This is a genomic window from Nocardia bhagyanarayanae (genome assembly GCF_006716565.1).
GTDB classification, from domain to species: Bacteria; Actinomycetota; Actinomycetes; order Mycobacteriales; family Mycobacteriaceae; genus Nocardia; species Nocardia bhagyanarayanae.
Map to the genome: position 1 here is coordinate 2,418,741 of NZ_VFPG01000001.1, position 23,280 is coordinate 2,442,020.

A 23,280-nucleotide genomic window follows, 5' to 3' on the forward strand; every position below is an offset into this window, starting at 1 on the left:
TGTAAGTAGAGGTGGTCCGCAATGTCGGAGTCGTCCAGTCCCCGCGCAACGATGTCGAAGCCCGAACAGCACGGGATGACCGCGGTCGTCGCGCCGCGCTACGGTTCCAGCGACGTCCTGCGTGTCGAGGAAGTGCCCAGGCCGACGCCCGCCCCGCACGAGGTACTGGTCCGGGTGCGGGCGGCCGCGGTCGCCTCCGGCGACGTGCACCTGCTCACCGGCAGGCCCTACCTGATCCGGCTGATGGGTTTCGGTGTGCGCAAACCGAAGGATCCCGTGATCGGGCACGATCTGGCGGGTGAAGTCGTCGCCGTCGGGTCGGCGGTCACGTCGTTCCGGGTTGGTGATCTCGTCTATGGCGCAACGGGTTTCGGAGCCTTCGCCGAGTACGTGTGCGTCGACGAGGGGACGCTCGCGCCGATGCCCGCTGGCCTCGGCTTCGAACAGGCTGCCGCCGTGCCGGATTCGGGCATGACCGCGTTGCAGGGCCTACGCGATGTCGGCAGGTTGCGCGCCGGGCAATCGGTATTGATCAACGGGGCGTCCGGCGGTGTGGGCAGTTTCGCCGTGCAGATAGCCAAGGCAATGGGCGCGCGAGTGACGGCGGTGTGCAGTACGCGGCACGTCGAGTTCGTGCGAGGTCTGGGCGCCGATCGCGTGATCGACTACACCACATCGGACTTTGTCGAAGACGGCGAACGCTACGACGTCCTACTCGATCTCGCAGGCAACCGCCACCTGTCCGACTACCGCAAGGTGCTCACACCCGAGGGCGTCTTCGTATCCTCGGCTGGAGCCCCCGGTGGCGACTGGCTCGGTCCCGTGCTCTGGATCGGAAAAGTCGTGGTGACGAACCTTTTCGTCCGCCAGACCTTGCGCCCGCTGCTGATGAAGCCGCGACGTGCCGACCTCGACTTCCTGACCGAACTCGCAGAGAACGGCAAACTGCGTCCGGCGATCGAGCGCGAGTACCCACTGCGCGAAGCCCCAGCCGCGATCGCGCACGTCGCCGAGGGGCACGCACAGGGCAAGACGGTGCTGATCGTCAGCCGGACAGGCGCTTCCGCACCTTCCTGAGATTCGCGCAGTACTCCCGCGTCGACGACAGGCGGGCCCGCCAGGGCATCCGCGCCTCGCTGGTCCGGCGGGCACTTCGCCGCGCTGGAGGAACCGGAGCTGCGCACCGGCGACGTCCGCGCGTTCTTCCGTGACCTGCGCTGAAAGCCCAGCCGTGTGCGGCGGGTCGCCGCCGGACGAGGCGTTCCACCACCTTCGCTTCGGCCGCCGCGCGAGATCGCCGAAACCGCGTCCCGAGGCGGGGATTCAGGCGCACACTCGGAAGCGCAGGACCGCGGTGAGCAGGAGCGATCGCCATGACCGAACCGTTGCGGATGACGCAGGAACATCGAGAGGCCTTCTGGCGGCGCTGCGGCTGGTCACCCGAGCAAGCCGAGGCCCAGCGCCGTGAGATCGAACAGCGCTGGGGCGACGAATGGATCGACATGGCCGAGTTGCTCGGCTGGTAACCGCTTCACTCGGCGCCGAGCTCACCGGCCAGCCGCCACGATTCCCGCTCGGCGGCAAAGGCTTCCGCTTGCGTCGCGCGGAATCGGTCGATGGCGGCGGCGTTGTCGGCAAGGAACGCGCGGTACTCCGCGAGCCGGAACTCGCCGTCCTCGGCGCGCACCTCCACCTTGCCCGCGGCGAAATCGTCGCGCATCTCGAGCAATTCCTCCGCGCTCACCGGGTACCAGCTGATCCGGTCGAAATAGCGCAGCAACCAGGGCGTCTCGGTGGCGGCGTGGTTCCAGACCTGGGTGGTGCGGCCGACGAACTGGTAGCCGCCCGGCCCTTCCATGCCGTAGATGCACAGGTAGGCGCCACCGATGCCGACCGCGTTCTCCGGCGTCCAGGTGCGGGCCGGGTTGTACTTGGTGGTCACCAGACGGTGGCGCGGATCGATCGGAGTCGCCACCGGCGCGCCGAGGTACACATCGCCGAGGCCGAGCACGAGGTACTGCGCGCCGAAGACGGTGTCGTAGACGTCCTCGACCGTGGCCAGTCCGTTCATGCGCCGGATGAATTCGATATTCCACGGGCACCACGGTGCGTCGGCGCGCACACCGTGCATGTAGCGGGTGATCGCCTCCCTGGTCGAGGGGTCGTCCCAGGAGAGCGGCAAGTGCACAGTGCGGCTCGGCACCACGAGCTCCGCGACGGCGGGTAGCTCCCGCTCGGCCTCGGCGAGCAGGTCCAACAGTTTCGGCACGGGGAGGACGTGCGGATCGACGCGAATCTGCAAGGACCGCACGCCGGGGGTCAGCTCGACCACCCCGCGGGTATCAGCCGCGAGCAGGTGCTGGTGCAGCGCGTGCACGCGGGCGCGCAGGCCGAGATCCAGTGTCATCGCGCCGTATTCGACGAGGACGCCGTCGTCGCCCGCGCGGCGATACGTCACACCGGTCTCGTCGTCCGCCTCGGCGCGGCGCAGCACGCCGTCGTCCCCGTCACCGCCGGGGGAGAGCACCGAAGGCCACGAGGCCCGTCTACCGGGACCGAGATCGCGCAGCGACGCGGCGTGTTCGCGGCGCACCGGCACGAACCGCACCGCGTCGCCGGGACAGAGCTGGCCCAGCTTCCACCGATCGGCCGCGACCACCGTGACCGGGCAGACGAAACCGCCGAGGCTCGGCCCGTCGGGACCGAGCAGGATCGGTGTATCGCCGGTGAAATCCAGTGCGCCAACCGAATACGGCGTGTCGTGAATGTTGGACGGGTGCAGACCCGCTTCGCCGCCGTCGGTGCGCGCCCACTCCGGCTTAGGGCCGATCAGCCGCACACCGGTGCGGTCGGAGTTGAAGTGCACTTCGTAGTCGGTGCCGATGATGGTGTCGAAGTCGGCGCGGGTGAAGAACTCCGGTGCGCCGTGCGGTCCCTCCGTGACGGCCAGTTCCCAGCGCCTGGCCAGCACCGGTCGGTCGTCGGCCGGGACAGCGGTGGCGATGGGCGCGTGAGATCCGCCCAGCGGCAGTACTTCTCCTTCGCGCAGGGCCGCGCCCGCGCTGCCGCCGAATCTTCCGAGCGTGAAAGTCGCGACGCTGCCGAGGTATTCGGGCAACTCGATGCCGCCGGAGATCAGCACATAGGTCCGCATGCCCGGCCCGCGAATCGCGCCCACCTCCAGCACGCCGCCCGCGGGCACCAGCACCGTCCGCCACTGCTCGACCGGCGCGCCGTCGACCGTCACGCCCGCGGGCGCGCCCGTCACGCACACCCATGTGGCGGTGGCGAATCGCAGCGCGGGACCGGCGAGCGTGCATTCCAACCCCGCCGCACCCTCGGGATTGCCGAGCACCCGGTTGCCCAGCCGGAAGGAGAGGTCGTCCATCGGGCCGGACGGCGGAACGCCGACGTGCCAGTAGCCGACGCGTCCCGGCCAATCCTGCACGGTGACAAGCGTTCCCGGCCGCAGCACTTCGACGCGCGCGCCCACGGCTTCGGTGATCTCGGCTTCCGGCGCGCGGGCGGGCGCCTCGACGACCGTCATCGGGTGACCACCATGCGCACGGGCGTCGGGTCGAAACCGTTGCAGGGGTTGTTGATCTGCGGGCAGTTGGACACCAGCACGAGCGTGTCGACCTCGGCCCGCAGGGTGACCTTCTTGCCGGGAGCGGACAACCCGTCCACGATGCCGAGAGTTCCGTCCGGCTCCACCGGGACGTTCATGAACCAGTTGATGTTCGAGACGAGATCCCGTTTGCCGAGGCACCATTTCATCGCCTCGGCGAGGAAGTTCTCCACGCAGGCGTGCTGGTGGCGGGTGTGGTGCCCGTAGCGCAGGGTGTTCGATTCCTGCGAGCACGCGCCCGCGATGGTGTCGTGATTGCCGACCTCGTCGGCGAGCACCGTCATCAGCGCGGTGCCCGCGTCGGTCAGCAGCACGCTTCCGGTGGTGAGGAAGATGTTGCGCTGGGCGACGATGGTGGCCTGGGCGCTGTAGCGGTCGGCGTGGTCGGCGGCGGAGTAGAGCAGGCAGTCGACCGCCTGATTGCCGTGCAGATCGATGATCTCCCACTGCTCGCCCGCACGGACGATCGTCGACCACGGCGCGCAGGCGGGCACGGTCTCGTCGAGCACGATGGCGCGGGACAGGGTCGAGGTCATGCCGTCGCCTCCAGGGTCATGGCCGTCCAGGCCGCTTCGGTGTTCTGCACGGCCCGCAGGTATTCCGGGTCGCTGTTGTGGGTCGCGACCAGGTCCTCGGGAGCGGACCAGGCGACGACGTCGAGATCGGTGGTGGCGCGCTCGTCGAGCGGGTGCGCGGCATTGGCCACCAGCAGCACCGCAGGCAGGTGGACGAGCAGATCCACCGACGATCCGGCGGCCGCGCTGCCGGTGGCGACGAGCGCGCCGTCGGCGGCAACCCGGACGCCGCGGAAGAACGAGACGCTCGGCGCGATATCGCGCGCCGCCAAGCCCTGTTTGGCCCCCGCGAGGCGCAGCAGCCCGCGAGCCTCGGGGGTGGGGCCGCAGAGCGTGTCGTGGTGGCCCGAGTTGTCGGCCAGCACAGTGGCCAGCACCCGGCCCTGATCGGTGAGGAGCGGGTGTCCCGTGGAAAGATAAGCCTGCCACGGCACTTTCACCGTGTCGGCCACGTTCAGCCGCTCCCACGGCGCATCGGCGCGCAGTAGAAGCACGTGCGCGCAGGCGGATCCGGCCGGATCGCTCAACCGGACGCGTGTGCCGCGGCCGAGAACGACGTTGGCGTAGCCGCTCGACGGAATGCGTTGCGCCCAAGTGACCTTGGCGGACGGTACGTCGGAGGGGAGGTCGGGGGTCACGAGGGTCGCGGCCGCGGCTTGGGCGCGCGCGTGCGAGCGCGCGGCCTCGGTGGAAGCGGTGCCCGTGTGGCTGGATGGCTCGGTCATGGTGCTCCTTTGTCGAGTTGTCCGTGCGCGGCGGCCGGAGCCGCCGCGCACGGCATGGACGCGGTCAGGCCGGTTGGACGGCGGGTTCGCCGCTCGCCTCGGCACGCGGACCGGCGACGACGAACCGGTGCACGACCGCGCCGACGGCCGCGACCGAGAGCACGAACAGCGGTGCGGCCCAGAGCATCCACCAGCCGCCACCGTGCGGCGTGTACACCTCGGCGCGCGGCCAGGCCAGATTGATCGCCATGGCGATGCCCCACACCACCGCGAGCGCGTTGACCGGAATGCCGAAGCGGCCCAGACTGAACAGCGATTCGTCGGCGGCTTCCGCGGAGCGCCCCCAGCCCTTCAGCCGGCGGACCAGCAGCGGAACGGTGACCAGCAGATATGCCACGTACAGCGAGACGATGCAGACGCTGGCGAGGGTAGCGAAGATCGCCGCGTTGCCGAGATTGACCGCCAGCAGGCCGATGCCGAGCAGGCCGATCACCACGGCGGGCAGCATCGGCGTGCCATACCGGGGATGGACCGCGGCGAGCCGCCCGGCGAAGGGCAGTTTGCCGTCGCGGGCCATGGAGAACATCAAGCGCGAGCCCGCGGTCTGAATCGCCAAGGTGCACACCATGATCGCGACCGCGACGCAACCGAGCAGGACCTTGCCCGCCGGACTGTCCAGCTTCGAGGTGAGCACGTAGGCGAGGCCCTCGGTGGCCAGCGCGCCGTCGGTCAGGCTCGGCGCCGCCATCAGCGCGCCGAGCAGCATGAGCCCGCCGCCGAGCGCGGACACCGACAGCGCGGTCAGGATGGTGCGCGGCGCCACCCGGCGCGGGTTCTTCGTCTCCTCGGAAAGCTCACCGGCGGAATCGAATCCGACCATCACGTAGGCGGCCATCAGACCGGAGACGAGGAACGCGGCCCAATACGGTCCCGGCGCGGCCTGATCGGTCTGCAACACGACGCCGGGGCCGCGTTCGCTGTTCACGAAGAACAGGCCGATGATCGCGGCGATGCCGACGATCTCGATGGTGACGCCGATGGAGTTGATCTTCGCCATCAGGTCGATGCCGATGACGTTGATCGTCGTGGTGACGACGAGCAGGATGCTGCCGAGCAGCACCGCGTTGGTCGCGCCCGACGCGGAGGTCAGCGCGGTGTCCTCGCCGACGATCTGGAATCCGCTCCAGATCGTCGGCAGCACCACTTGCAGCGCGATGGCGGCCGCCGCGGCGGTGACGACCTGCGCGATGACCATCATCCAGCCCGCGAACCAGCCGACGAGCTCGCCGCCGAGCCGCCGCGACCACTGGTAGATGCAGCCGGAGAGCGGATAGCGGGCGGCCAGTTCGGCGAAGTTCAGCGCGACGAGGAACTGCCCGGCGAACACGATCGGCCAGGTCCAGAAGAAGGCGGCGCCGCCGAACGAATAGCCGAAGCCGAAGAACTGGAAGATCGTGGTGAGGATCGAGACGAACGAGAAGCCCGCCGCGAACGAGGCGTAGCGGCCCAGTTTGCGGTGTAGCACCGGTCGATAGCCGAAACTGGCGAGGTCTGCGCTGTCGACGTTGGCGTCGGAGGATGGGGGCGGAGCGACTGTTGTGGCCATGGGCGGGGGTCCTTCGGCGTGCGGCCAATATCTATCGCATGACAGTTTTGCGCTCGCGATCGCGATTTCGGTGTCCGCCGTGTATCGCTTGCGGCAACGCCGGTAACTTCTGCGTTGCCTGAGTTTCTGTCAAGTGACAGAAATCTCTCCGGCGGGTGACGGCAGCGGATGGCCCGACCGCCGCCTCGATCGACAGTGCCAGAATGGGCACGTGGCAAACCCCGGTCCCGGCCGTCCCCGTCTGGAACAGCGACCCCGACGCGGCCATACGCCGCGCGCCGAGATCCTCGACGCGGCAGGCGAACTGTTCACCACCAAGGGCTACGCCAACACGTCCACGAGGGCGGTGGCCGACGCCGTCGGCATCCGTCAGGCCTCGCTGTACCACCATTTCGCCGCCAAGGACGACATCCTCGACGCGCTGCTCACCGAAACCATCGCCACCCCACTGGAACTCGCCGAGCGGTTGCGCGCCGAAGCGGATCCCGCGCCCACCCGGCTCTACGCGCTGGCCTGGTACGACGTGCGCCAGCTCTGCGCCGCGCGCTGGAATCTCGGTGCGCTGTACCTGCTTCCCGAGCTGCGCACCAAGCGCTTCGCGGCGTTCCGCCTGCGCCGCGACGAATTGCGCGGGCACTACGAGACATTGGCCGAGGCCGTGATCGAAGGCGCGGGCGCGGCGGGAATCCCTGGCGCGGAAGTCCTGCCGTTCCGGCTCGTGGAGACGGTGATCAACATCCGGTCCGACGAGGGCAGCGCGCCCGCCTACGCCGAGCAGACCATTCCGGACGCCGCGCTGCGCATGTTGGGCTGGACCGGGGACCTCGAGGAGGCGCGCGCCGACGCGGCCGTCCTGCTGGAACGGCTCGCCGGGTACTGAGACGGGCGGGTCAGCCCTTGCCGCGACCCGCCTTGAAACCGAAGTCCCAGTTGTACATTCGCGCGATCTCCATGACGCCGGCGCCGGGCCTGCCCGCAGGCGGCCGGATGAAGGTGCCCTCCCGGCGGACCACCAGCTCGCCGTTGATGTTCTCGATGTGCGCGAGCACCGCGTCACGCGAGTCGTCCACGCAGCCGTCGAGCGTCATCTCGATCGGCGGGCAGTTCAGCGGGTACAGCGTCGCGGTGGCCTGGACGCCGCGGAAATCGTTGGCGCCCTCGTAGATCGAGGTGAACACCAGGATCCGGCGGAACTGCGCGGTGAAATCCAGGTTGATGTCCAGGTTCTCGCCGGTGGCGCTGCTGCCGGTGCGGTCGTCCTGGTCCAGCCGGATGAACGGCGGGCGGTCCAGCGCGCCGAACGAGCGGTCCAGTGCGCGCACCGAACCGATGCGGCCGTCGGCCAGCTCGAAGAAGCAGCTGAGGTCCAGATCCAGTCCGCCGCCGCCGCGCCGCCTGCCGAACAGGCCGCCGCCGCGCTGGGATTGGCTGGTCCAGTTCAAGTTCACCCGCATGGTGCCGCCGGTGGCGCCCTGCTTGGTGAGCGAGACCGAGGGCGCTTCCTTGGTGAGCGAGATCTTGCTCATGTTCACCGGCGCGCCACCGCCCTGCGGGGGCGGCGGGGGCGCGTATTGCTGCTGCGGAGGCGGCGGCGCGTACTGCGGCTGGGGCGGGGGCGGAGCGTACTGTTGCTGCGCGAATTGCGGTGGCGGCGGCGCGTATTGCTGCTGCGGCGGCGGTGGTGCGTATTGCTGCTGCGGCGGAGCGTACGGCTGCTGCGGCGGCGCGTACTGCTGCGGCGGCGGCGCGAACTGCTGGGTCGGCGCGGGCGGCGGGGTCTGCTGGGCGGGCTGCTGTGCCGCGGGCGCCGGATCGTCGTCGACGGAGATGCCGAAATCGGTCGCCAGCCCGGCCAATCCGGAGTCGTAGCCCTGACCAACCGCGCGGAACTTCCACGCGCCCTGGCGGCGGTACAGCTCGCCGAGCACGAACGCGGTCTCGGTGGTGGCGCCGGTGCTGTCGAAGCGCGCCACCTCGGCGCCGTTCGTGGCGTCCAGCACCCGCACGTAGAGGCCCCGGAACTGGCCGAAGGTGCCGCCGTCGGCGGATGCCGCGATGACGACGGTCTCGACCTGCGGTTCGACCTGCGCCAGCTGTACCGACAGCACGTCGAGCACCGTCGGGCCCTGCTGTTTGCCCTCGTGCCGGACCGCGCCCGACGGGTGCAGCGGCTGGTTGTAGAAAACGAAGTCGTTGTCGGAGCGGACCTTACCGCCGACCAGCAACAGGGCCGAGGCATCCGCGTCCGGGATTCCGGGACCCGACTGCCACCCCAGCTCGATGCGGACCGCGGACATCGGCACCGGAACGTTGGCGCCCTTCATCATCGACACAGCAGTCAACGTATACGACGCGGGCGGTGCTCGTCATCCGTGTTCGGCGCCACGGTGCGGAACAGTTCGTCCGCGTCCGATTCAGCGCGTGGGCGGCGCGATCTTCCAGTGCGCGCTGAGCGCACCGGCGATCTCCGGCAGCACCGTCACCGGAACGCGCTTGTGACGCAACATCTCCCGGATCTGCTCGACCTGATCGCGTTTGCGCAGGTCGTACGCGCCGGATACCGGCCGGACCACCGGTGGGATGGACAGCAGCACCAGTTCCCCGTGCCGCTCGTCGCCGCCCGACAGATCGAGCGCCAGCGACCAGCGCGCCCGCTCGTCCAGCGTGAAGCGGCCCGCCACCACCCGGTCCCACTCGATGCTCGACTCCGCCCACGGCGTACGGCGGTAGATGGCGCCCTCGGTGAGCACGATGGCGTCGCGCCCGAAGAGCGCGACCAGGAGCGCGATGCCCGCGACCGCGCCCGCGAGCAGGCCGGTGAACACCCGATTCAGTCCGAACCCGGTCACGATCGCGGCGCACACGAGGACGGTCACCGCGATGCCGAGCGTGCCGTAGAGCATGACTCGCCGAGTCGGGACCACGCCCGCGCGCACCATCGTCATACCGTCGCACCTCCTGGAACTACCGGGTCACCGTACCCGAGGATCCGGAGGGTCCGCGTCTGCCGTCAGGCGCGCAGCGCGACCGCCGCCTCCGCGGTGTAGACCAGGAACTGCAAGCTCTGCTGGAAATACAGCCGCACCGACTCGGCGTCGTGCGAGAGGTAGCCGATGGAGAGGTCCTGGCCGAGGCTGAGGTCGAAGTCGCCGCCGCGGGTGGTCAGCACGAACGCGCCGTCGATGGCCGGAGCCCAGATGATCTCCCCCTCGGGGATCAGGCGCTCGATGTGGGTGCGGATCATGTGCCCGTGGTCGGAGGTCTCGCTCACCGCGGTGTACAGGTCGGCGCTCAGCAGTACCGAGTACGGTCCGTCCACACCGGCCAAGCGCAACGCGCTCAGCGCCTGGGCGACGGCCTCCGGGACCAGGCGCGGGTCCTCGGGCACCTGGATCGGCTCGTTCGACGAGCTCGCGCGGATACCGGTGATGCTCGCACCGGTGTAACCCTCGAAGATGGCGCGGTCCTCGGCGAAGGCGATCCGCCGGGCGGCCTCCTTCACCGGATCCAGATCGGTGTCCTTCGCGCCACGCTCCACGTTGTCGAGTTCCTCGCGGGAGAGCGTGAACGGCACCCGCAGCTCGACCAGCGGCGCGACGACGCGCTGGCGCGCCTGCACGCCCTCGTCCGGCGCGGCGATCGGGGTGGTGCGGCCGAGGCCGACGGCGGAGTAGTCGGTGCCGTGCGGGCCGGACACGTCGACCACCCGGCGGCCCGCGATGTGCCGCTTGAAGGTGCGGGTGGCCTCTTCCTCGATCGCCGTCCATGCCTCGGAGGTGATCGGCGCGAGTTCGCGATGGAGGTTGTTCACGGGATGCTCCTTTTCAACGTGCCGATACCGAGTGAGCCGTCGCCCGCCACGGCGGACATTTCAACGTCGTTGCGCGGCAGAGATTCCGCGCTGGTCTCCGCGTCGGGTGGCGGCGGCAGTTCGTCGAAGAAGTCCAGCGGGGGCGCGAAGAACAGCGTGCCGGTGACCGCGACCGAGAAATCCAGGATCCGGTCGTAGGCCGCCTCTTCGGTGCCCTCGAACATCCGCGAGAGCATGGTCTCGGTGACGCTCGGGGTGGCCGCGTAGGCGATGTAGTAGGTGCCGAACTGCCCCTCACGCACGCTGCCGAAAGGCATGTTGGCGCGGACGATCTGGCGTTCGGTGCCGTCCGCGTCGACCACGGTGTTCACCGCGACGTGCGAATCGGCGGGCTTGTCCTCGTCGGAGAGCTCGAAATCGTCCAGCTTGGTGCGGCCGATGATCTTCTCCTGCTGCTCGACCGTCAGCGCGCGCCATTCGTCCAGCGGATGCAGGTATTTCTGCACGACAACGTAACTGCCACCGGCGAATTCGGGATCCTCGTCGCCGACCAGCGCGGCGCCGATCGCGGCCGTGCCCTCGGGATTCTCGGTGCCGTCCACGAAACCGAGCAGATCGCGCTGCTCGAAGTAACGGAAGCCGACGGTCTCGTCGACGATGGTCGCCGCGCCTGCGAGCCGGTCGCCGATCACCATGGCCAGCTCGAAGCAGGCGTCGTGCACCTCGGACCTGATGTGGAACAGCAGATCGCCCGGCGTCGACGGCGCCCGATGGTGTTCGCCGACGAACTCGCGCAGCGGATGCAGTTCGGCCGGACGCGGCCCGGCGAACAGGCGGTCCCACGCGTCCGAGCCGATCGAGGTCACGCAGCTCAACCCCGCGCCGGGCAGCCGGAAACCGACCGAACGGCGCAAACCGGGCATATCGGCGAGCAGATCGCGCACCGTCGCTTCGCCACCCTCGTCGATGGTGGCGACGAGGAAGATCGCCGCCGGTGTGAGCGGTTCGAGGATCGGCTGCGGCTCACCCATGAGCTCGAGCATATTGGCGCGCTGTCGCGCGCGTGTTCGCGGCCCCTTGTGTCTCGCTTCCCAGCGGTCGAGACTCGCGACTTCGTCGCATGCGCTTCGACCGCTGGGAAGCGAGACGGCCGCGAACGGGCTCGTAAGACTCGCCCTCGGGGTGGTCGGGAGAGCGCGGAGCGTGCCGTTCCCTCGAGCGGACGTCACTCAGGCGATGCGCGCTACTTGGCAACTGTCAGCAAGAACGCGACGTCGTCGACCGCTTTCACGCTGTGCCGCGCCTTCGGGACGACGAGCAGGTCGCCCGCCGAGCCCTTCCATTCGTTCGCGCCGCTGATCAAGGTCAGAGTGCCGGTGAGTACCAGCAGGGTGGCGTCGCCCGCGTTGTCGTGTTCGGCCAGGCTCTGGCCCGCGGTGAGGCCGACGACGGTCTGGCGCAGCGTATGGGCGTGACCGCCGTAGATGGTTTGCGAGCTGCGCCCGCTGGTGGCAGTTGCGGCCAATTTCAATTGCTGGCGAGCGACCGCGGTCAGGGATTTCTTGTCCATGGACTGCCTTTCGCGTCACATCCGCCGGTGCAGGGCTGGTGTCACCGGCTCGGGGCGCTCGGGGCGGACGATGGTCCGCACCGCCGCTTATCTGGAGTATGCCCGACGGGGGCCGCCCGCGTGCCGGGTTTGCCCGGCCTGGGCGTGTTGCGGCGGAGGGGTGCGCTCAGTCGGCGGTGCGGCGCAGATATCTGCGGATGCGGAAACGCAGCCCGGTCGTGGACGTGCGCCATTCCTCCGGCTCGTCCGCATGCCACTCGGGACCGATGGCGGGAGCGTGCGCGTCGCCCTGAACGCTGATCTCCACCTCGGTCACCAACAGTTCGGTCGCGAAATCCATGGCGGCGCGGTAGATTTCGCCGCCGCCCGCGATCCACACCGGATCCGGCGCGGAGAGTTCGAGCGCCTCGGCCAGCGAGCCCGCGCGTTCCACGCCAGGCGCGGACCAGTGCGGCTGCCTGGTCACCACGATGTTGCGTCGCCCGGCCAGCGGGCGGAACTTGGGCGGCAGCGAATCCCAGGTGCGCCTGCCCATGATCACCGGGTGGCCCCAGGTCACGGTCCGGAAGTTGGCCATGTCCTCGGGGACGCGCCAGGGGATGGTGTTCTCGAAGCCGATCACGCCGTCGGGAGTCTGGGCCCAGATCAGGCCGATGGTGCGGGTGCGCACGGCCGTACTCACACCGCCACCGGCGCCTTGATTGCCGGATGATGTTGGTAGCCAACCACTTCGATGTCCTCGTAGGTGTAATCGAACAGGCTCGCCGCGCGGCGCAGGCGAAGCCGGGGGAACGGATACGGCTCACGGCGCAGCTGCTCGGTGACCTGCTCGACGTGGTTGTCGTAGATGTGGCAGTCGCCGCCGGTCCAGATGAAGTCGCCGGGTTCGAGCCCGGTCTGCTGGGCCACCATGTGGGTGAGCAGCGCGTAGCTGGCGATGTTGAACGGCACGCCGAGGAACAGGTCCGCGCTGCGCTGATACAGCTGGCAGGAGAGCTTCCCGTCGGCGACGTAGAACTGGAAGAACGCGTGGCACGGGGCCAGCGCCATCTTGTCCAGCTCGGCGACGTTCCACGCGGAGACGATGATGCGGCGCGAATCCGGGTCGGTGCGCAGGGTGTCGAGCACCTGGCCGATCTGGTCGATGTGCGCGCCATCCGGTGTCGGCCAGGAGCGCCACTGCACGCCGTAGACGGGACCGAGCTCGCCCTGCGGGTCGGCCCACTCGTCCCAGATCGTCACGCCGTGCTCGCGCAGCCAGCCGACGTTCGAATCGCCGCGCAGGAACCACAGCAATTCGTACACGATCGACTTGAGGTGCACCTTCTTCGTGGTGATCAGCGGGAAGCCCGCCCCGAGGTCGTAGCGCAGCTGATGGCCGAACACGCTGCGGGTGCCGGTGCCGGTGCGATCCGCCTTCGCGGTCCCGGTCTCCAACACCAGGCGGAGCAAATCCTCGTACTGCGTATCCGTCGCCACGGTTGGCAAGCTTACTTGTCCGGGTCGGTGGGAACGACCGGCTGTAGTGGTGCGCGGAGGCGGGGGTCGAATGGCGCGAGCGCGGTGCGGCTTGCGGCATGGGCGTGGGCTGCTGGCAAGCTTTCGCGCATGCGCAAGCTCTTCGTGATCGGCATCGGTGCGGGTGACCCGGACCAGGTGACGGTGCAGGCGATCAAGGCCATGCGGCAGGTCGACACGTTCTTCGTGATCGCCAAGGGCGTCGAGAAACAGGAGCTGCTCGACGTGCGGACCGCGATCCTGGCCGAGCACGTCGAGCGGCCGTACCGGGTCGTGGAGATCACCGATCCGCCGCGCGATCGCGACCCGGCCGACTATCGCGGCGTCGTCGTGGACTGGCACGAGCGCAGGGCCACGCTGCTCGCGGAGGCTTTCGCGGCGGAAGAAGGCGTGGGCGGGATTCTGGTGTGGGGCGATCCGTCGCTCTACGACAGCACCCTGCGCATGGTGGAGCTGGTGCTGGAAAGCGGCCGGACCACCTTCGACTACGAGGTGATCCCGGGCGTGACCAGCGCGCAGGCGCTTGCCGCGCGCCACCGCATGGTGCTGCACCGCATCGGCGAACCGGTGCACGTCACCACCGGCCGACGCCTGCGCGAGGACGGTCTCGGCCACGGTTCGACGCTGGTCATGCTGGACGGTGAGTGCTCGTTCACCGAGCTGCCCGGCGACGACGTGCACATCTGGTGGGGCGCCTACCTCGGCATGCCGGACGAGACGCTCGTCGCGGGTCCGCTGCGCGCGGTACAGGACGAGATCCTGGAGCGGCGGGCCGCGCTGCGCGCCGAGAAGGGCTGGATCATGGACATCTACCTGTTGCGCCGCGGCTGATCGTTCGGCCCGGGCTGTCGGTGGTCTTCAGTACCCTGGACGCGTGCCCGAGCTACCGGAAGTGGAGGCGTTGGCGCAGTTCCTGCGGGAACACGCGGTCGGCGCGGTGGTGGGGCGTGTCGACGTGGCCGCGCTGAGCGCGGTCAAGACGTTCGACCCGCCCGTGACGGCGCTGTCCGGACGGGACGTGACCGGTGCGGGTCGCTGGGGCAAGTTCCTCGGCATGGACTGCTCGGGACTCTGGTTGATCACCCATCTGTCCCGCGGCGGCTGGCTGCGCTGGATCGATGAGCCGAGTCCGACCCCGCCGAAACCCGGCGGCAAGAGCCCCTTGGCGCTGCGGGTGCACTTCTTCACGCCCGAGGGCGCGACGCCCGCGTTCGATCTGACCGAGGCGGGAACGAAGAAGCGCCTCGCGGTCTACGTCGTCGAGGATCCGAAGATGGTGCCCGGCATCGCACGGCTCGGGCCCGACGCGCTCGAGGTCACCGAGCCGCAGTTCGACGAGATACTGCACGGCACCTCGCAGCGAATCAAGACGGCCATCGTCGATCAGTCGCTGCTGGCCGGTATCGGCAACGCCTACTCCGACGAGATCCTGCACACCGCCAAGGTCTCGCCGTTCGCGAACACCAAGACCCTCACCGCCGAGAAGACCGCGCAACTGTACGAGGCGATGCGCACCGTGCTCACCGACGCGGTCCAACGCTCGGTCGGCCAAGCCGCGGCGCGGCTCAAGGGCGAGAAGCGCTCCGGCATGCGGGTGCACGCGCGCACCGGGCAGCCGTGCCCGGTCTGCGGCGACACCGTTCGCGAGGTCTCCTACGCCGAACGGTCCTTTCAGTACTGTCCGACCTGTCAGGCCGGCGGCAAGGTGCTCGCCGACCGCAGGATGTCGCGGTTGCTGAAGTGAGCCGTCAGGTCAGGGTCGGGACGCGAATGCCCTGCCAGGCCAGGCGTTTGGCGCGCTCTGGGTCGTGTTCGAGCCGGGTGGGGTTGTCGATGATCAGCGTGGTTCTGGTGTCCTCGGTGTAGCAGGGCCAGGACGGTAGCGGCGCGCCCGTGCGCGCGAAGGAAATCCAGTTGTCCTGGAACTGCTTGGTCACCGCGAGCAGGCCGCGGCGTCCGCCCGCCGCGGTGAAGGTGCGTCCGATCGGGCTGTCGGCCACGCCGAAGACCGGGATCAGTTCGGTCGCGTGGGTGGCGCCGATACCGGCGAGTTGCAGTGCGCGCGGGGTGAAGTCGTAGCGGTAGGCGTAGGTCGGCGCGTAGCGGCTGTGCCCCTCCATCACCGTGACCGACGGCCGCCAGAACACGTAGTCGCCGCCCATCCGCACGGCGACGCGCGGCTGCGGGTAACCCGGGTAGGCCGCGGCGACGCGGGCCTCGACGTCCGCTCCGGCCCGGTCGAACAGGGCGCGCAGGCGCTGCGGATTGGTGGGCAGCTTGTCGGCGAAACGCGCGAACAGCGAACCCTCCTCGCGGTTGGTGCCGATGACGAGCGGCACCCGGTGCGCGGCGCCGCTGGTGATCGCGTCGATCGGGGACTCCGGCAGATAGTCGCCGTCCACCACCGGGCAGATGGGGAACAGGCCCGGCCGCTCGTCGAGCACCGCGTTGCTCGTACGGTCGACGGCCCTGCGGATGTCGTTGGCCGGAGCCTCGGTGAGAACGCGGGTCGCGTCGGCGGGGTCCGCGCCGAGCGCGTCGAGGCAGCGGCGGGCGAACGTCTGGGCGTCTTCGGCGCTCAAAGCCCAGTCGGCGGGCGGACTTTGGGCGATGCCGCGGTGGAACAGGCCACGCGCCGCAGGGGTGGCGAGCAGCGCGAGCACAGCGTGCGCGCCCGCGGATTCGCCGAAGATGGTGACGTTGTCGGGGTCGCCGCCGAACTCGGCGATGTTCCGCTGCACCCATTCGAGCGCGGCGACCTGGTCGCGCAGGCCGAGGTTGGCGTCGAAGGGCCGTTGCGGCGTGCCGAAGGCGCTGAAATCGACGTAACCGAACGCGCCGAGCCGGTAGTTCAGCGAAACGACGACCGCGTCGCCGTGCAGCGCGAGCCGGGCGCCCGAATACAGCGTCAGCGCCGACGTGCCGATGAGGTAGCCGCCGCCGTGGATGAACACCAGCACCGGGCGCGGCCCCGCGGACGGCGCGGCGGGCGCGGTGACATTCAGCGTCAGGGAGTCCTCGCTGGTCGGCTGGTACGCCCTCGGCCCGATGCGGGCGCCCGCGCGATGCTGCATGGAGGCGTTGGCGAACTCGACGGCCATGCGCACCCCGGACCAGGGCCGCACCGGTTGCGGAGCGCGAAATCGCAGGTCGCCCACCGGCGGTGCCGCGTACGGCACCGAGCGCCAGCGCAGCACGCGGCGGCCCCGGCGACCGCGGACGACACCGTCGGCGGTCTTCACGTCGATCGTTGCCACCATTGATCGATGGTAACTGGATCAGGTTCTCGTTCGGGCTGACCTGGCTCGACCGGTTCCTACCAGCTGATTCCGGTTTCATTGCCACGGCTTTCCAGAACAAGCAGCAGCCCGATCGGGCGCGTGTGCACCGCGGCCTACCCGTGCGGCCGCCCGACCGCCGGGCAGGTGGCCAGGCATGGTGGCCGCGGGCAGGGCGGGTGTGTGAGGGCTATGGGCGGCGGGCCTCCAGCAGGCGGAGCCAGATTTCGCTGACCGTCGGATACGCGGGTACGGCGTGCCAGAGGGTTTCCAGGGGAACCTTGCCGACGACGGCGATGGTGGCGGCGTGCAGCAGCTCGCCGACCTCGGGTCCGACGAAGGTCGCGCCGAGCAGGGTGTCGGTGGCGGTATCGATGACGATCTTGGCTCGCCCGGAGTAGTTTTCGCGGGCCAGCGTCGATCCGGCGACCGCGATGTCGATCTCCACGGTGTCCACGTCGTAGCCCGCGTGCCGGGCCGCCGCTTCGGTGAGGCCGACCGAGGCGACCTCGGGATCGGTGAACACCACCTGCGGAACCTGCTCGTGGTCGGCGGTCGCGGCGTAACGAGCACCGGCGAGCGGGCGGTCCTCGGCGCGCGCGGCGATCACGTCGCCGCAGACCCTGGCCTGGTACTTGCCCATATGTGTCAGTGCCGCACGGTGACTCACGTCGCCCACCGCGTACAGCCAGTGGCCGGACACGTCGCGCGCGGAAAGGTGGTCGTCCACCTCGACGTAGCCGTCCGCCAATCCGACGGACGCGAGCCCGAGTTCCGCGGTCGCGGGTCCGCGCCCGGCCGCGACCACGATCTCGTCGGCCTCGATCGTCTCGGAGTGCGCGCCGCGCGTTCGCACCGTGACAGTGCCGCCGTGGATCCAGCCCTCGCCGGTGTCCTTCGGCTCCGAGCGCGTGACATTCTCCGGTTCGGTCTCGAACAGCACCCGGACGCCGGAAGCGGCGAAGGCGTCGGCGACCCGCTCCCCGGCGAACGGCTCGGTATTGGTGAGCAGCGCCTTGCCACGCACCAGCACGGTGACGTCGCTGCCGAGCGCGGCGAGCCAGGTCGCCGCTTCGCAAGCCACCACGCCGCCGCCGACCACCACCACGCGCTGCGGGACCTCGTGCAGGTTGGTCGCGTCGCGCGAGGTCCAGGGGAGGGCGTCGCGCAGGCCGGGCACGTCGGGGACGCGGGCTCGGGTTCCGGTCGCGAGCACCACCGCGTGCCTGGCTCGCAGCGTGCGGCCCTCGACCTCGACCAACCGCTCCCCGGCGAGACGCCCCGCGCCGCGGATCACCTCGATGCGGCTGCTCTCGGCCCACTCGACCTGGCCGGAGTCGTCGTGGTCGTGCACGATCCGGTCGCGGCGGGCGAGCACCGCCTTCGCGTCCAAGCCGTTCGCATCGATGCCCGGCACGGCGCGGGCGGCGGCGAGCAGATGCCCGGGGCGCAGCAGCGCCTTGCTCGGCATACAGGCCCAGTAGGAACATTCGCCGCCGAGCAGTTCGCGCTCCACGATGGCGGCGGTGCGATCGCTGCCCGCGATGGCGTAGGCGGCGGCGTTCTCTCCCGCGGGCCCACCGCCGATCACGATGACGTCGTACTCGGCGGATGGCTCGGAACTCACTGCAGATAACCCTCGACCTGGCGCGGCGGGCTGACCTGCGCCTCGTCGGGCGAGGCGCCTGCGTCGATCCTGGCCCTGCGCTGCCGCAGCAGGTCCCAGCACTGGTCGAGCATCACTTCCAGCTCGGCAAGCCGCTGCCGTTCGGTCACCGGGTCCACCTCGCCGGAGGTCGCCTTGGAGCGCAGTTCGTGCTCGTCGTCGACCAGTTGCTTGATGCGTTCCAGGATGTCCTGTTCGGTCATGAGTCACCACTTCGATACTCGGAGGTATACGGCAGGACGTGCAGCGACCGGTTGCGGTCATGGACCATGCTACGACCGGGTCGCTCGTGCGCGGGTGCGGTCGGGTGCGGGCGGGATCTCCGGGTAAGCCGGTCGTTCGGGTCGCGTCGGAGCTAGACGCCGGCGGCGGGCTCGATCGGCATGCCGCAGGCCAGCGTTTCGGCGAGACAGTCGGCGACGATCGGCACGGCCGCGTGCAGGTCGCGCGAACTCGGCGCCGCGTAGCCGATGGCGATGCCGAAGGTGGTCGGCGGCGCCGATCGCGTGTCGTGCTGCGAGAAGAGGTGATGCCGGGCCAGGCCGTCGACGACGACGCCGCGTGCTTCGGCCGCGGCGACCGCGCGTCGCTCGGCCTCCGCAGTCGGCAGCGGCACGACGACGTGCGAACCCGCGTCGTCGCCGAGCACGGTCGAACCCCTGCGGCGCAGTTCGGTGACGACGAGTTCCCGGCGCGGCGGGAGTGCGCGCCGGAGCCTGCGCAGGTGCCTGGCGAGATCACCGTGCGCGGCGAGTTCGACGAGAACGCGTTGGCCCGCCGGGCTCGGCGAGGTGCCGGTGCGATCGCGATGCGCGAGCACGGCCGCGGCGACCCACGGCGCCGCGACCAGCCAGCCGACGCCGAGGACCGGGGAGAGGATCTTGCTGGTGGTGCCGAGGTGCACGACGACGTCGGGCGCCATCGCGGCGAGCAGCGGCAGAGGTGCTGTGTCGTAACGCAATTCGCCGTCGTAGTCGTCCTCGATGACGAACGATCCCGTGTGCCTGGCATATTCGACGAGCCGCACACGTCGAGCGGCCGGCATTCGCGCACCGAGCGGAAACTGGTGCGCCGGTGTGCAGTACACCGCTTTGATGTCGGGCGGCAGATCGTCGACGCGCAGGCCTTCGGCGTCGACCGGCACCGGAAGCACGCGGATGCCCGCGGCGAGGAAAGCGCCCGCCGCGCGCTGATAACCGGGGTCCTCCATGGCGACGGCGTCACCGGGGCGCAGCAGTGCGGCGGCGAGTTCGCCCACCGCGGAACTGGTCCCGGCGGTGGCCAGCACGACGGTGTCGCTGCCCGCGCTCAGTCCGCGGTGGCGGAGCAGATGTTCGGCCACGGCCGCGCGGTATCCGGGTTCGCCCGCGCGGTCTTTGCGCACCACCGGCGGCTGGTCGGAGGCGGCCCGCCAGGCGCGGCGCCATGCCGTTGGGTCGATGGCCTCGACGCAGGGCGCGCCAGGGCCGAGGTCGTAGCCCGGGCCCTCGGCCGCGGCGTCGATGGTGACGCGGTGGTGGGCGGGCGCGGCGGCCGGCGCGGTGGTCAGGTAGGTGCCCGATCCACGCTTGCCCGCGATCCAGCCTTCGGCGTGCAGTTGGTCGTACGCCGCGGCGATCACCGTCCGGCTCACGCCGAGCCGCTGCGCCAAGGCCCGCGAGGACGGCAGCCGGTCCGAGGTCCGCAGCAGGCCGGAGGTCGCCGCGGCGCGCAGACCGTCGGCGACCTGCACCGACAGCGGTTCGGACGCGTCGCGATCGAGCGCGAGCGGGAGTTCGTCGAGCATCCGGGCACCTCGGATTGGACTGTGAGAATCGAGTCGAATTGGCTATTTCAGAATGCCACTTCGCGCGCGACGCTGTCCTCATGACGAACTCGATCAGCGCCCGCCCGCCCCTGTCCCCGACTCCGCGCAGCACGCTGACCCGGTCGAAGGAACGCGGCCGCAGCGACCGCGCCGAACTCGACGCCGTGCTCGACGCCGGTCTGATCTGCCACCTCGGCGTCGTCCTCGGCGGCAGCCCCGTGGTGCTGCCTACCGCGTACGGCCGCGACGGCGACACCCTCTACCTGCACGGATCGACCGGCTCGGGCAGCATGCGCGCCGCGCTGACCTCCGACATCTCCGTCGCGGTCACGCACGTCGACGGCATCGTCTACGCCCGCTCCGCCATGCACTTCTCGATGAACTACCGCTCGGCGGTGGTGCACGGACGGGCGGTCGAACTGACCGATACCGACGCGCGCACGCACGCCCTGCGCGTCATCGTCGAACACGCCGCGCCGGGTGCGTGGAACCGGGTGCGCCCGCCGAACAAGAAGGAACTCGCCGCGACCATGGTGCTGGCCCTCGACCTGACCGAGGCGTCGGTCAAAGTCCGCGCGGGCGGACCGGTGGACGACCCCGAGGACGTGGACAGCCCCACGTGGGCGGGTGTACTGCCCCTGCGCCAGGTGTGGGACGCGCCGATCGATTCCCCCGATCTGGCCGTGGGCATCGGCGTGCCGTCCGATGTGCTGGAGCGGAGCGTGTCGGGGGCTTCTCTCGCGCGGTGAGGGCACTGCGTCGATCCTCGACCGTGTCGGGCGGGTGTTACCAGGGGGCGGCGGCGAGGCCGAGGCGGGTGGCGGCTTCGACGGTGAGTTCGGTTAGTACCGTGGCGGATTCGATGGCGGGGTCGAGGCAGACCAGGGAGAGGACGTAGTCGTCTCCGGTGCGGCACAGGTAGCCGGACAGGCGGGTTCGGGGGAGGTTGGCCGCGGTGAGGCCCGGGTGGATGGCGCGGGCGGCGACGCCGGTGCAGGCGTGCGCGCCGATCGTACGCAGCGAGTCGGGGAGCGCTCCGATATTGGAGCACAGGATGTCTCGTTCCCCCGCGCCCTTGGACAGGGCGTAGGCCCAGCGGTCGGGGATCACCTGGAGCAGTTCCTCGGGCATGCCGCCGGGGCTGGTCATCCGGCGCTCGTACGCTGCGCGGGTCTTCGCGCGCAGCGTCGCGGGGGTGTCGGAGCGGTCGATGAGGATCTCGGTCATCGAGAGGTCGTTGTCCACGCGCGGTTCGTCGCGGGTGTCCACGGGAAGGCTCGCCGCGATAGCCGGGTGCGGAAATCCGATGGCCCACAGCATGTTCGCGACCAGCTGGATGAACAGGCTGTTCGCGGTGCCGCCGTGTTCCTTCGCGACTCCGTCCCAATCGGCGGCGCGGAACTGCACTACCGCACTGCGCACCCGCGCCTCTTTTCCACGCGCGCGCACCGGCGCACCGGATTCCGGTCTTCCCGGAATACCTTGGCGCAGGGCCCGAATCGTGCCACCCACGACGATCGACCATTGGCGCAACGCGTCCGCCCAATCGGACTCGCGAGCAGATGTCGACGGCGCCGCGCTCGGTTCGGCAGCCCGAGCAGCCGCGTTGCCCGACTGCCGTGAACCAGCCGCGGCCGGACCGGGAAGCCGAGCGGAACCGATGCTCGCGCCACTCGCCGCGCCCGTCAAGGCTGCTCGGCGTCTCTCGGCTTCGGCTTCGAATGCGGCATCCAGAACCGCACCGGGCCTCTCTGCCAGCCCCGGACCTCCCGACTCGACACCAACCTCCCGCAGCGCGACATCCACCGCGTACGCCAGCCCCCGCGCATCGGCCAGCGCATGCGAACACGTCAGCGCCACAACCGAACCCCCATCCGCGAGCGGGGCCGCGGCGAGACGCCAGCCAGGACCGAACTCCGGGTCGAGTTCCGACCCCAGCCCATCCGCCCACGGCAACAACTCGGAAACCGGAAGCGGATCATCGACGAACAGCAGGGGATGGGCCCGGGTGTTCACCCGCCACCCACGGCGTGCACCGGGAACCCGAGGACGAACCACTCTGCGCCCCAGCGGCCCCGAGCGCAGTGCGTCGTGAATCCGTTGCAGCAGTATGGGTTCGACGCGATCGGATGTCCGCCACAGCCCCTGGAGGGCGATGGGGGTGCCGAGCCCGCGGTGGGTGCGCAGGAAGATCTCGTCGACGACGCCGAGGCGATCCATTCTCAGCCGGCGGCTCCGTGTCGCCCCGCGCCCGCGGCGAACCGCTGGGCGCCGGCGAGCGCGCCGTCGGCCAAGGCGGCGAGTCCGTGCCGGAATTCGTTGCGGATGGCCGCGTCCTCGTCCATACCGTCCTGCTCGAGCAGCGACATCCGGTCCGAGCGCAGGCAGGTCTGCGGCAGTACGGCGAGCTCGGCCGCGAGTTCCTCGGCGGCGTTGCGCGCCTCGCCGGTCGGCACGACGCGATTGACCAGGCCCATCTGAAGTGCTTCCGGCGCACTGACGGCGCGGCCGGTGAGCACCAGGTCCATGGCGCGGCCGGTGCCGATGATCCGCGGCAGCCGGACCGTGCCGCCGTCGATGAGCGGAACGCCCCAGCGGCGGCAGAACACGCCGAAAGTGCTGTCCTGCTCGGCGACTCGCAGATCGCACCACAGCGCCAGCTCGAGCCCGCCCGCCACGGCGTAGCCGGAGATCGCGGCGATCACGGGCTTGGACAGCTTCATCCTGGTCGGCCCCATCGGGCCGTCGCCGTCCTCGCCCGCGCGGTTCGACCGTTCCGTGCCGAGCGCCTTGAGGTCGGCGCCCGCGCAGAAGGTGCCGCCCTCGCCCCAGAGCACCGCGACCGACGCGGTGGGGTCGGCATCGAACTCGCGGAAGGCGTCGGCCAGCGCATGGGCGGTCGGACCGTCCACCGCGTTGCGCGCCTGCGGCCGGTGCAGGATCACCGTCGTCACGGGCCCGTTCTTCTCGACTCGAACGCTCATCGCCGCCCCCTCCGAATTGCCGCCCGCCACGCCGCGGAGACGGTGCTGTGTGGATGACTCACGTCTCGACCATACGACGGCCCGCCCCTTGTGTGAAGAAGTGAATCCGTGA

23 protein-coding genes are annotated in these 23,280 nt (G+C 70.1%); 6 read left to right on the forward strand and 17 right to left on the reverse strand.

Annotation, left to right across the window (positions count from 1 at the left end; all coding sequences use genetic code 11):
- The first annotated feature begins 21 nt into the window (after positions 1 to 21).
- The gene (locus FB390_RS10030) at positions 22 to 1,077 is read left to right on the forward strand and encodes an NAD(P)-dependent alcohol dehydrogenase (protein ID WP_246123944.1); all 1,056 of its coding nucleotides are present in this window, start codon (positions 22 to 24) and stop codon (positions 1,075 to 1,077) included.
- 296 nt (positions 1,078 to 1,373) lie between these two features.
- A complete protein-coding gene (locus FB390_RS33455; protein WP_185756986.1) occupies positions 1,374 to 1,526 on the forward strand; it encodes a hypothetical protein in 153 nt (50 codons plus the stop codon).
- 5 nt (positions 1,527 to 1,531) lie between these two features.
- Here FB390_RS33455 and FB390_RS10035 read toward each other — a convergent pair whose 3' ends face one another.
- The 4 genes from FB390_RS10035 to FB390_RS10050 form a co-directional block, all read right to left on the reverse strand.
- On the reverse strand, positions 1,532 to 3,493 hold the full coding sequence (locus tag FB390_RS10035; protein ID WP_141811656.1) for a 5-oxoprolinase/urea amidolyase family protein: 1,962 nt from the start codon (positions 3,491 to 3,493) through the stop codon (positions 1,532 to 1,534).
- Between the two features lie 50 nt (positions 3,494 to 3,543).
- A complete protein-coding gene (locus tag FB390_RS10040; protein WP_141808717.1) occupies positions 3,544 to 4,164 on the reverse strand; it encodes an urea amidolyase associated protein UAAP2 in 621 nt (206 codons plus the stop codon).
- Positions 4,161 to 4,928, reverse strand: coding sequence for a DUF1989 domain-containing protein (locus FB390_RS10045; RefSeq protein WP_141808718.1), 768 nt, complete (start codon positions 4,926 to 4,928; stop codon positions 4,161 to 4,163). The genes FB390_RS10040 and FB390_RS10045 overlap by 4 nt, the downstream gene beginning before the upstream one ends.
- A 64-nt stretch (positions 4,929 to 4,992) precedes the next feature.
- Entirely contained in the window at positions 4,993 to 6,534 is a 1,542-nt protein-coding gene (locus tag FB390_RS10050) for an amino acid permease (RefSeq protein WP_141808719.1), read from the reverse strand.
- A gap of 211 nt (positions 6,535 to 6,745) precedes the next feature.
- Here FB390_RS10050 and FB390_RS10055 point away from each other — a divergent pair, with 211 nt between their 5' ends.
- Positions 6,746 to 7,414 carry a TetR/AcrR family transcriptional regulator gene (locus FB390_RS10055; RefSeq protein ID WP_141808720.1) on the forward strand — a complete coding sequence of 223 codons (669 nt, stop codon included), beginning with the start codon at positions 6,746 to 6,748 and terminating at the stop codon, positions 7,412 to 7,414.
- Between the two features lie 10 nt (positions 7,415 to 7,424).
- On the opposite strand, the gene FB390_RS10060 is transcribed toward FB390_RS10055, so the two are convergent.
- From FB390_RS10060 to FB390_RS10090, 7 genes are all read right to left on the reverse strand, one after another.
- The gene (locus FB390_RS10060) at positions 7,425 to 8,861 is read right to left on the reverse strand and encodes a TerD family protein (RefSeq protein ID WP_185757227.1); all 1,437 of its coding nucleotides are present in this window, start codon (positions 8,859 to 8,861) and stop codon (positions 7,425 to 7,427) included.
- Positions 8,862 to 8,948: 87 nt separating this feature from the next.
- The gene (locus FB390_RS10065; RefSeq protein WP_141808721.1) at positions 8,949 to 9,479 is read right to left on the reverse strand and encodes a hypothetical protein; all 531 of its coding nucleotides are present in this window, start codon (positions 9,477 to 9,479) and stop codon (positions 8,949 to 8,951) included.
- Between the two features lie 65 nt (positions 9,480 to 9,544).
- Positions 9,545 to 10,345, reverse strand: a complete 801-nt coding sequence (locus tag FB390_RS10070; protein WP_141808722.1) for a family 1 encapsulin nanocompartment shell protein — start codon at positions 10,343 to 10,345, stop codon at positions 9,545 to 9,547.
- Positions 10,342 to 11,376 carry a Dyp-type peroxidase gene (locus FB390_RS10075; protein WP_141808723.1) on the reverse strand — a complete coding sequence of 345 codons (1,035 nt, stop codon included), beginning with the start codon at positions 11,374 to 11,376 and terminating at the stop codon, positions 10,342 to 10,344. The genes FB390_RS10070 and FB390_RS10075 overlap by 4 nt, the downstream gene beginning before the upstream one ends.
- Positions 11,377 to 11,588: 212 nt before the next feature.
- Positions 11,589 to 11,915: a cupin domain-containing protein gene (locus tag FB390_RS10080; RefSeq protein ID WP_067784180.1), complete on the reverse strand. Its 327-nt coding sequence runs from the start codon at positions 11,913 to 11,915 to the stop codon at positions 11,589 to 11,591.
- Between the two features lie 166 nt (positions 11,916 to 12,081).
- Entirely contained in the window at positions 12,082 to 12,597 is a 516-nt protein-coding gene (locus FB390_RS10085; protein ID WP_141808724.1) for a dihydrofolate reductase, read from the reverse strand.
- Entirely contained in the window at positions 12,594 to 13,394 is an 801-nt protein-coding gene (locus tag FB390_RS10090; RefSeq protein WP_141808725.1) for a thymidylate synthase, read from the reverse strand. The genes FB390_RS10085 and FB390_RS10090 overlap by 4 nt, the downstream gene beginning before the upstream one ends.
- Positions 13,395 to 13,523: 129 nt before the next feature.
- Between FB390_RS10090 and cobF the strand changes: the two genes are divergently transcribed.
- Both cobF and FB390_RS10100 read left to right on the forward strand, forming a co-directional pair.
- Positions 13,524 to 14,264, forward strand: a complete 741-nt coding sequence (gene cobF / locus FB390_RS10095; RefSeq protein WP_141808726.1) for a precorrin-6A synthase (deacetylating) — start codon at positions 13,524 to 13,526, stop codon at positions 14,262 to 14,264.
- Positions 14,265 to 14,307: 43 nt separating this feature from the next.
- Positions 14,308 to 15,177, forward strand: a complete 870-nt coding sequence (locus tag FB390_RS10100; RefSeq protein ID WP_141808727.1) for an Fpg/Nei family DNA glycosylase — start codon at positions 14,308 to 14,310, stop codon at positions 15,175 to 15,177.
- A 4-nt stretch (positions 15,178 to 15,181) separates the two neighbouring features.
- Here FB390_RS10100 and FB390_RS10105 read toward each other — a convergent pair whose 3' ends face one another.
- The 4 genes from FB390_RS10105 to pdxR all read right to left on the reverse strand — a co-directional run bounded on the left by FB390_RS10105 (position 15,182) and on the right by pdxR (position 20,163).
- The gene (locus tag FB390_RS10105; RefSeq protein WP_141808728.1) at positions 15,182 to 16,693 is read right to left on the reverse strand and encodes a carboxylesterase/lipase family protein; all 1,512 of its coding nucleotides are present in this window, start codon (positions 16,691 to 16,693) and stop codon (positions 15,182 to 15,184) included.
- 208 nt (positions 16,694 to 16,901) lie between these two features.
- A complete protein-coding gene (locus tag FB390_RS10110) occupies positions 16,902 to 18,338 on the reverse strand; it encodes a dihydrolipoyl dehydrogenase family protein (RefSeq protein WP_141808729.1) in 1,437 nt (478 codons plus the stop codon).
- Positions 18,335 to 18,580, reverse strand: coding sequence for a DUF2630 family protein (locus FB390_RS10115; RefSeq protein ID WP_141808730.1), 246 nt, complete (start codon positions 18,578 to 18,580; stop codon positions 18,335 to 18,337). Before FB390_RS10115 ends, FB390_RS10110 begins: the two co-directional genes overlap by 4 nt.
- Before the next feature lie 152 nt (positions 18,581 to 18,732).
- Positions 18,733 to 20,163: a MocR-like pyridoxine biosynthesis transcription factor PdxR gene (pdxR, locus tag FB390_RS10120; RefSeq protein ID WP_141808731.1), complete on the reverse strand. Its 1,431-nt coding sequence runs from the start codon at positions 20,161 to 20,163 to the stop codon at positions 18,733 to 18,735.
- An 80-nt stretch (positions 20,164 to 20,243) separates the two neighbouring features.
- On the opposite strand from pdxR, the gene FB390_RS10125 reads away from it, so the two are divergent.
- Positions 20,244 to 20,933, forward strand: a complete 690-nt coding sequence (locus FB390_RS10125) for a pyridoxamine 5'-phosphate oxidase family protein (RefSeq protein ID WP_141808732.1) — start codon at positions 20,244 to 20,246, stop codon at positions 20,931 to 20,933.
- A 37-nt stretch (positions 20,934 to 20,970) separates the two neighbouring features.
- On the opposite strand, the gene FB390_RS10130 is transcribed toward FB390_RS10125, so the two are convergent.
- Positions 20,971 to 21,606 carry a hypothetical protein gene (locus FB390_RS10130; RefSeq protein WP_185756987.1) on the reverse strand — a complete coding sequence of 212 codons (636 nt, stop codon included), beginning with the start codon at positions 21,604 to 21,606 and terminating at the stop codon, positions 20,971 to 20,973.
- Between the two features lie 800 nt (positions 21,607 to 22,406).
- A complete protein-coding gene (locus FB390_RS10140; RefSeq protein WP_141808733.1) occupies positions 22,407 to 23,168 on the reverse strand; it encodes a crotonase/enoyl-CoA hydratase family protein in 762 nt (253 codons plus the stop codon).
- Between the last annotated feature and the right edge of the window lie 112 nt (positions 23,169 to 23,280).

Coding starts and splice junctions, on each gene's coding strand:
- FB390_RS10030 (WP_246123944.1), top strand. CDS start 22: ATGTCGGAGTCGTCCAGTCCCCGCGCAACGATGTCGAAGCCCGAACAG.
- FB390_RS33455 (WP_185756986.1), top strand. CDS start 1,374: ATGACCGAACCGTTGCGGATGACGCAGGAACATCGAGAGGCCTTCTGG.
- FB390_RS10040 (WP_141808717.1), bottom strand. CDS start 4,164: ATGACCTCGACCCTGTCCCGCGCCATCGTGCTCGACGAGACCGTGCCC.
- FB390_RS10045 (WP_141808718.1), bottom strand. CDS start 4,928: ATGACCGAGCCATCCAGCCACACGGGCACCGCTTCCACCGAGGCCGCG.
- FB390_RS10050 (WP_141808719.1), bottom strand. CDS start 6,534: ATGGCCACAACAGTCGCTCCGCCCCCATCCTCCGACGCCAACGTCGAC.
- FB390_RS10060 (WP_185757227.1), bottom strand. CDS start 8,861: ATGATGAAGGGCGCCAACGTTCCGGTGCCGATGTCCGCGGTCCGCATC.
- FB390_RS10065 (WP_141808721.1), bottom strand. CDS start 9,479: ATGACGATGGTGCGCGCGGGCGTGGTCCCGACTCGGCGAGTCATGCTC.
- FB390_RS10075 (WP_141808723.1), bottom strand. CDS start 11,376: ATGGGTGAGCCGCAGCCGATCCTCGAACCGCTCACACCGGCGGCGATC.
- FB390_RS10080 (WP_067784180.1), bottom strand. CDS start 11,915: ATGGACAAGAAATCCCTGACCGCGGTCGCTCGCCAGCAATTGAAATTG.
- cobF (WP_141808726.1), top strand. CDS start 13,524: ATGCGCAAGCTCTTCGTGATCGGCATCGGTGCGGGTGACCCGGACCAG.
- FB390_RS10105 (WP_141808728.1), bottom strand. CDS start 16,693: ATGGTGGCAACGATCGACGTGAAGACCGCCGACGGTGTCGTCCGCGGT.
- FB390_RS10115 (WP_141808730.1), bottom strand. CDS start 18,580: ATGACCGAACAGGACATCCTGGAACGCATCAAGCAACTGGTCGACGAC.
- pdxR (WP_141808731.1), bottom strand. CDS start 20,163: ATGCTCGACGAACTCCCGCTCGCGCTCGATCGCGACGCGTCCGAACCG.
- FB390_RS10125 (WP_141808732.1), top strand. CDS start 20,244: ATGACGAACTCGATCAGCGCCCGCCCGCCCCTGTCCCCGACTCCGCGC.
- FB390_RS10140 (WP_141808733.1), bottom strand. CDS start 23,168: ATGAGCGTTCGAGTCGAGAAGAACGGGCCCGTGACGACGGTGATCCTG.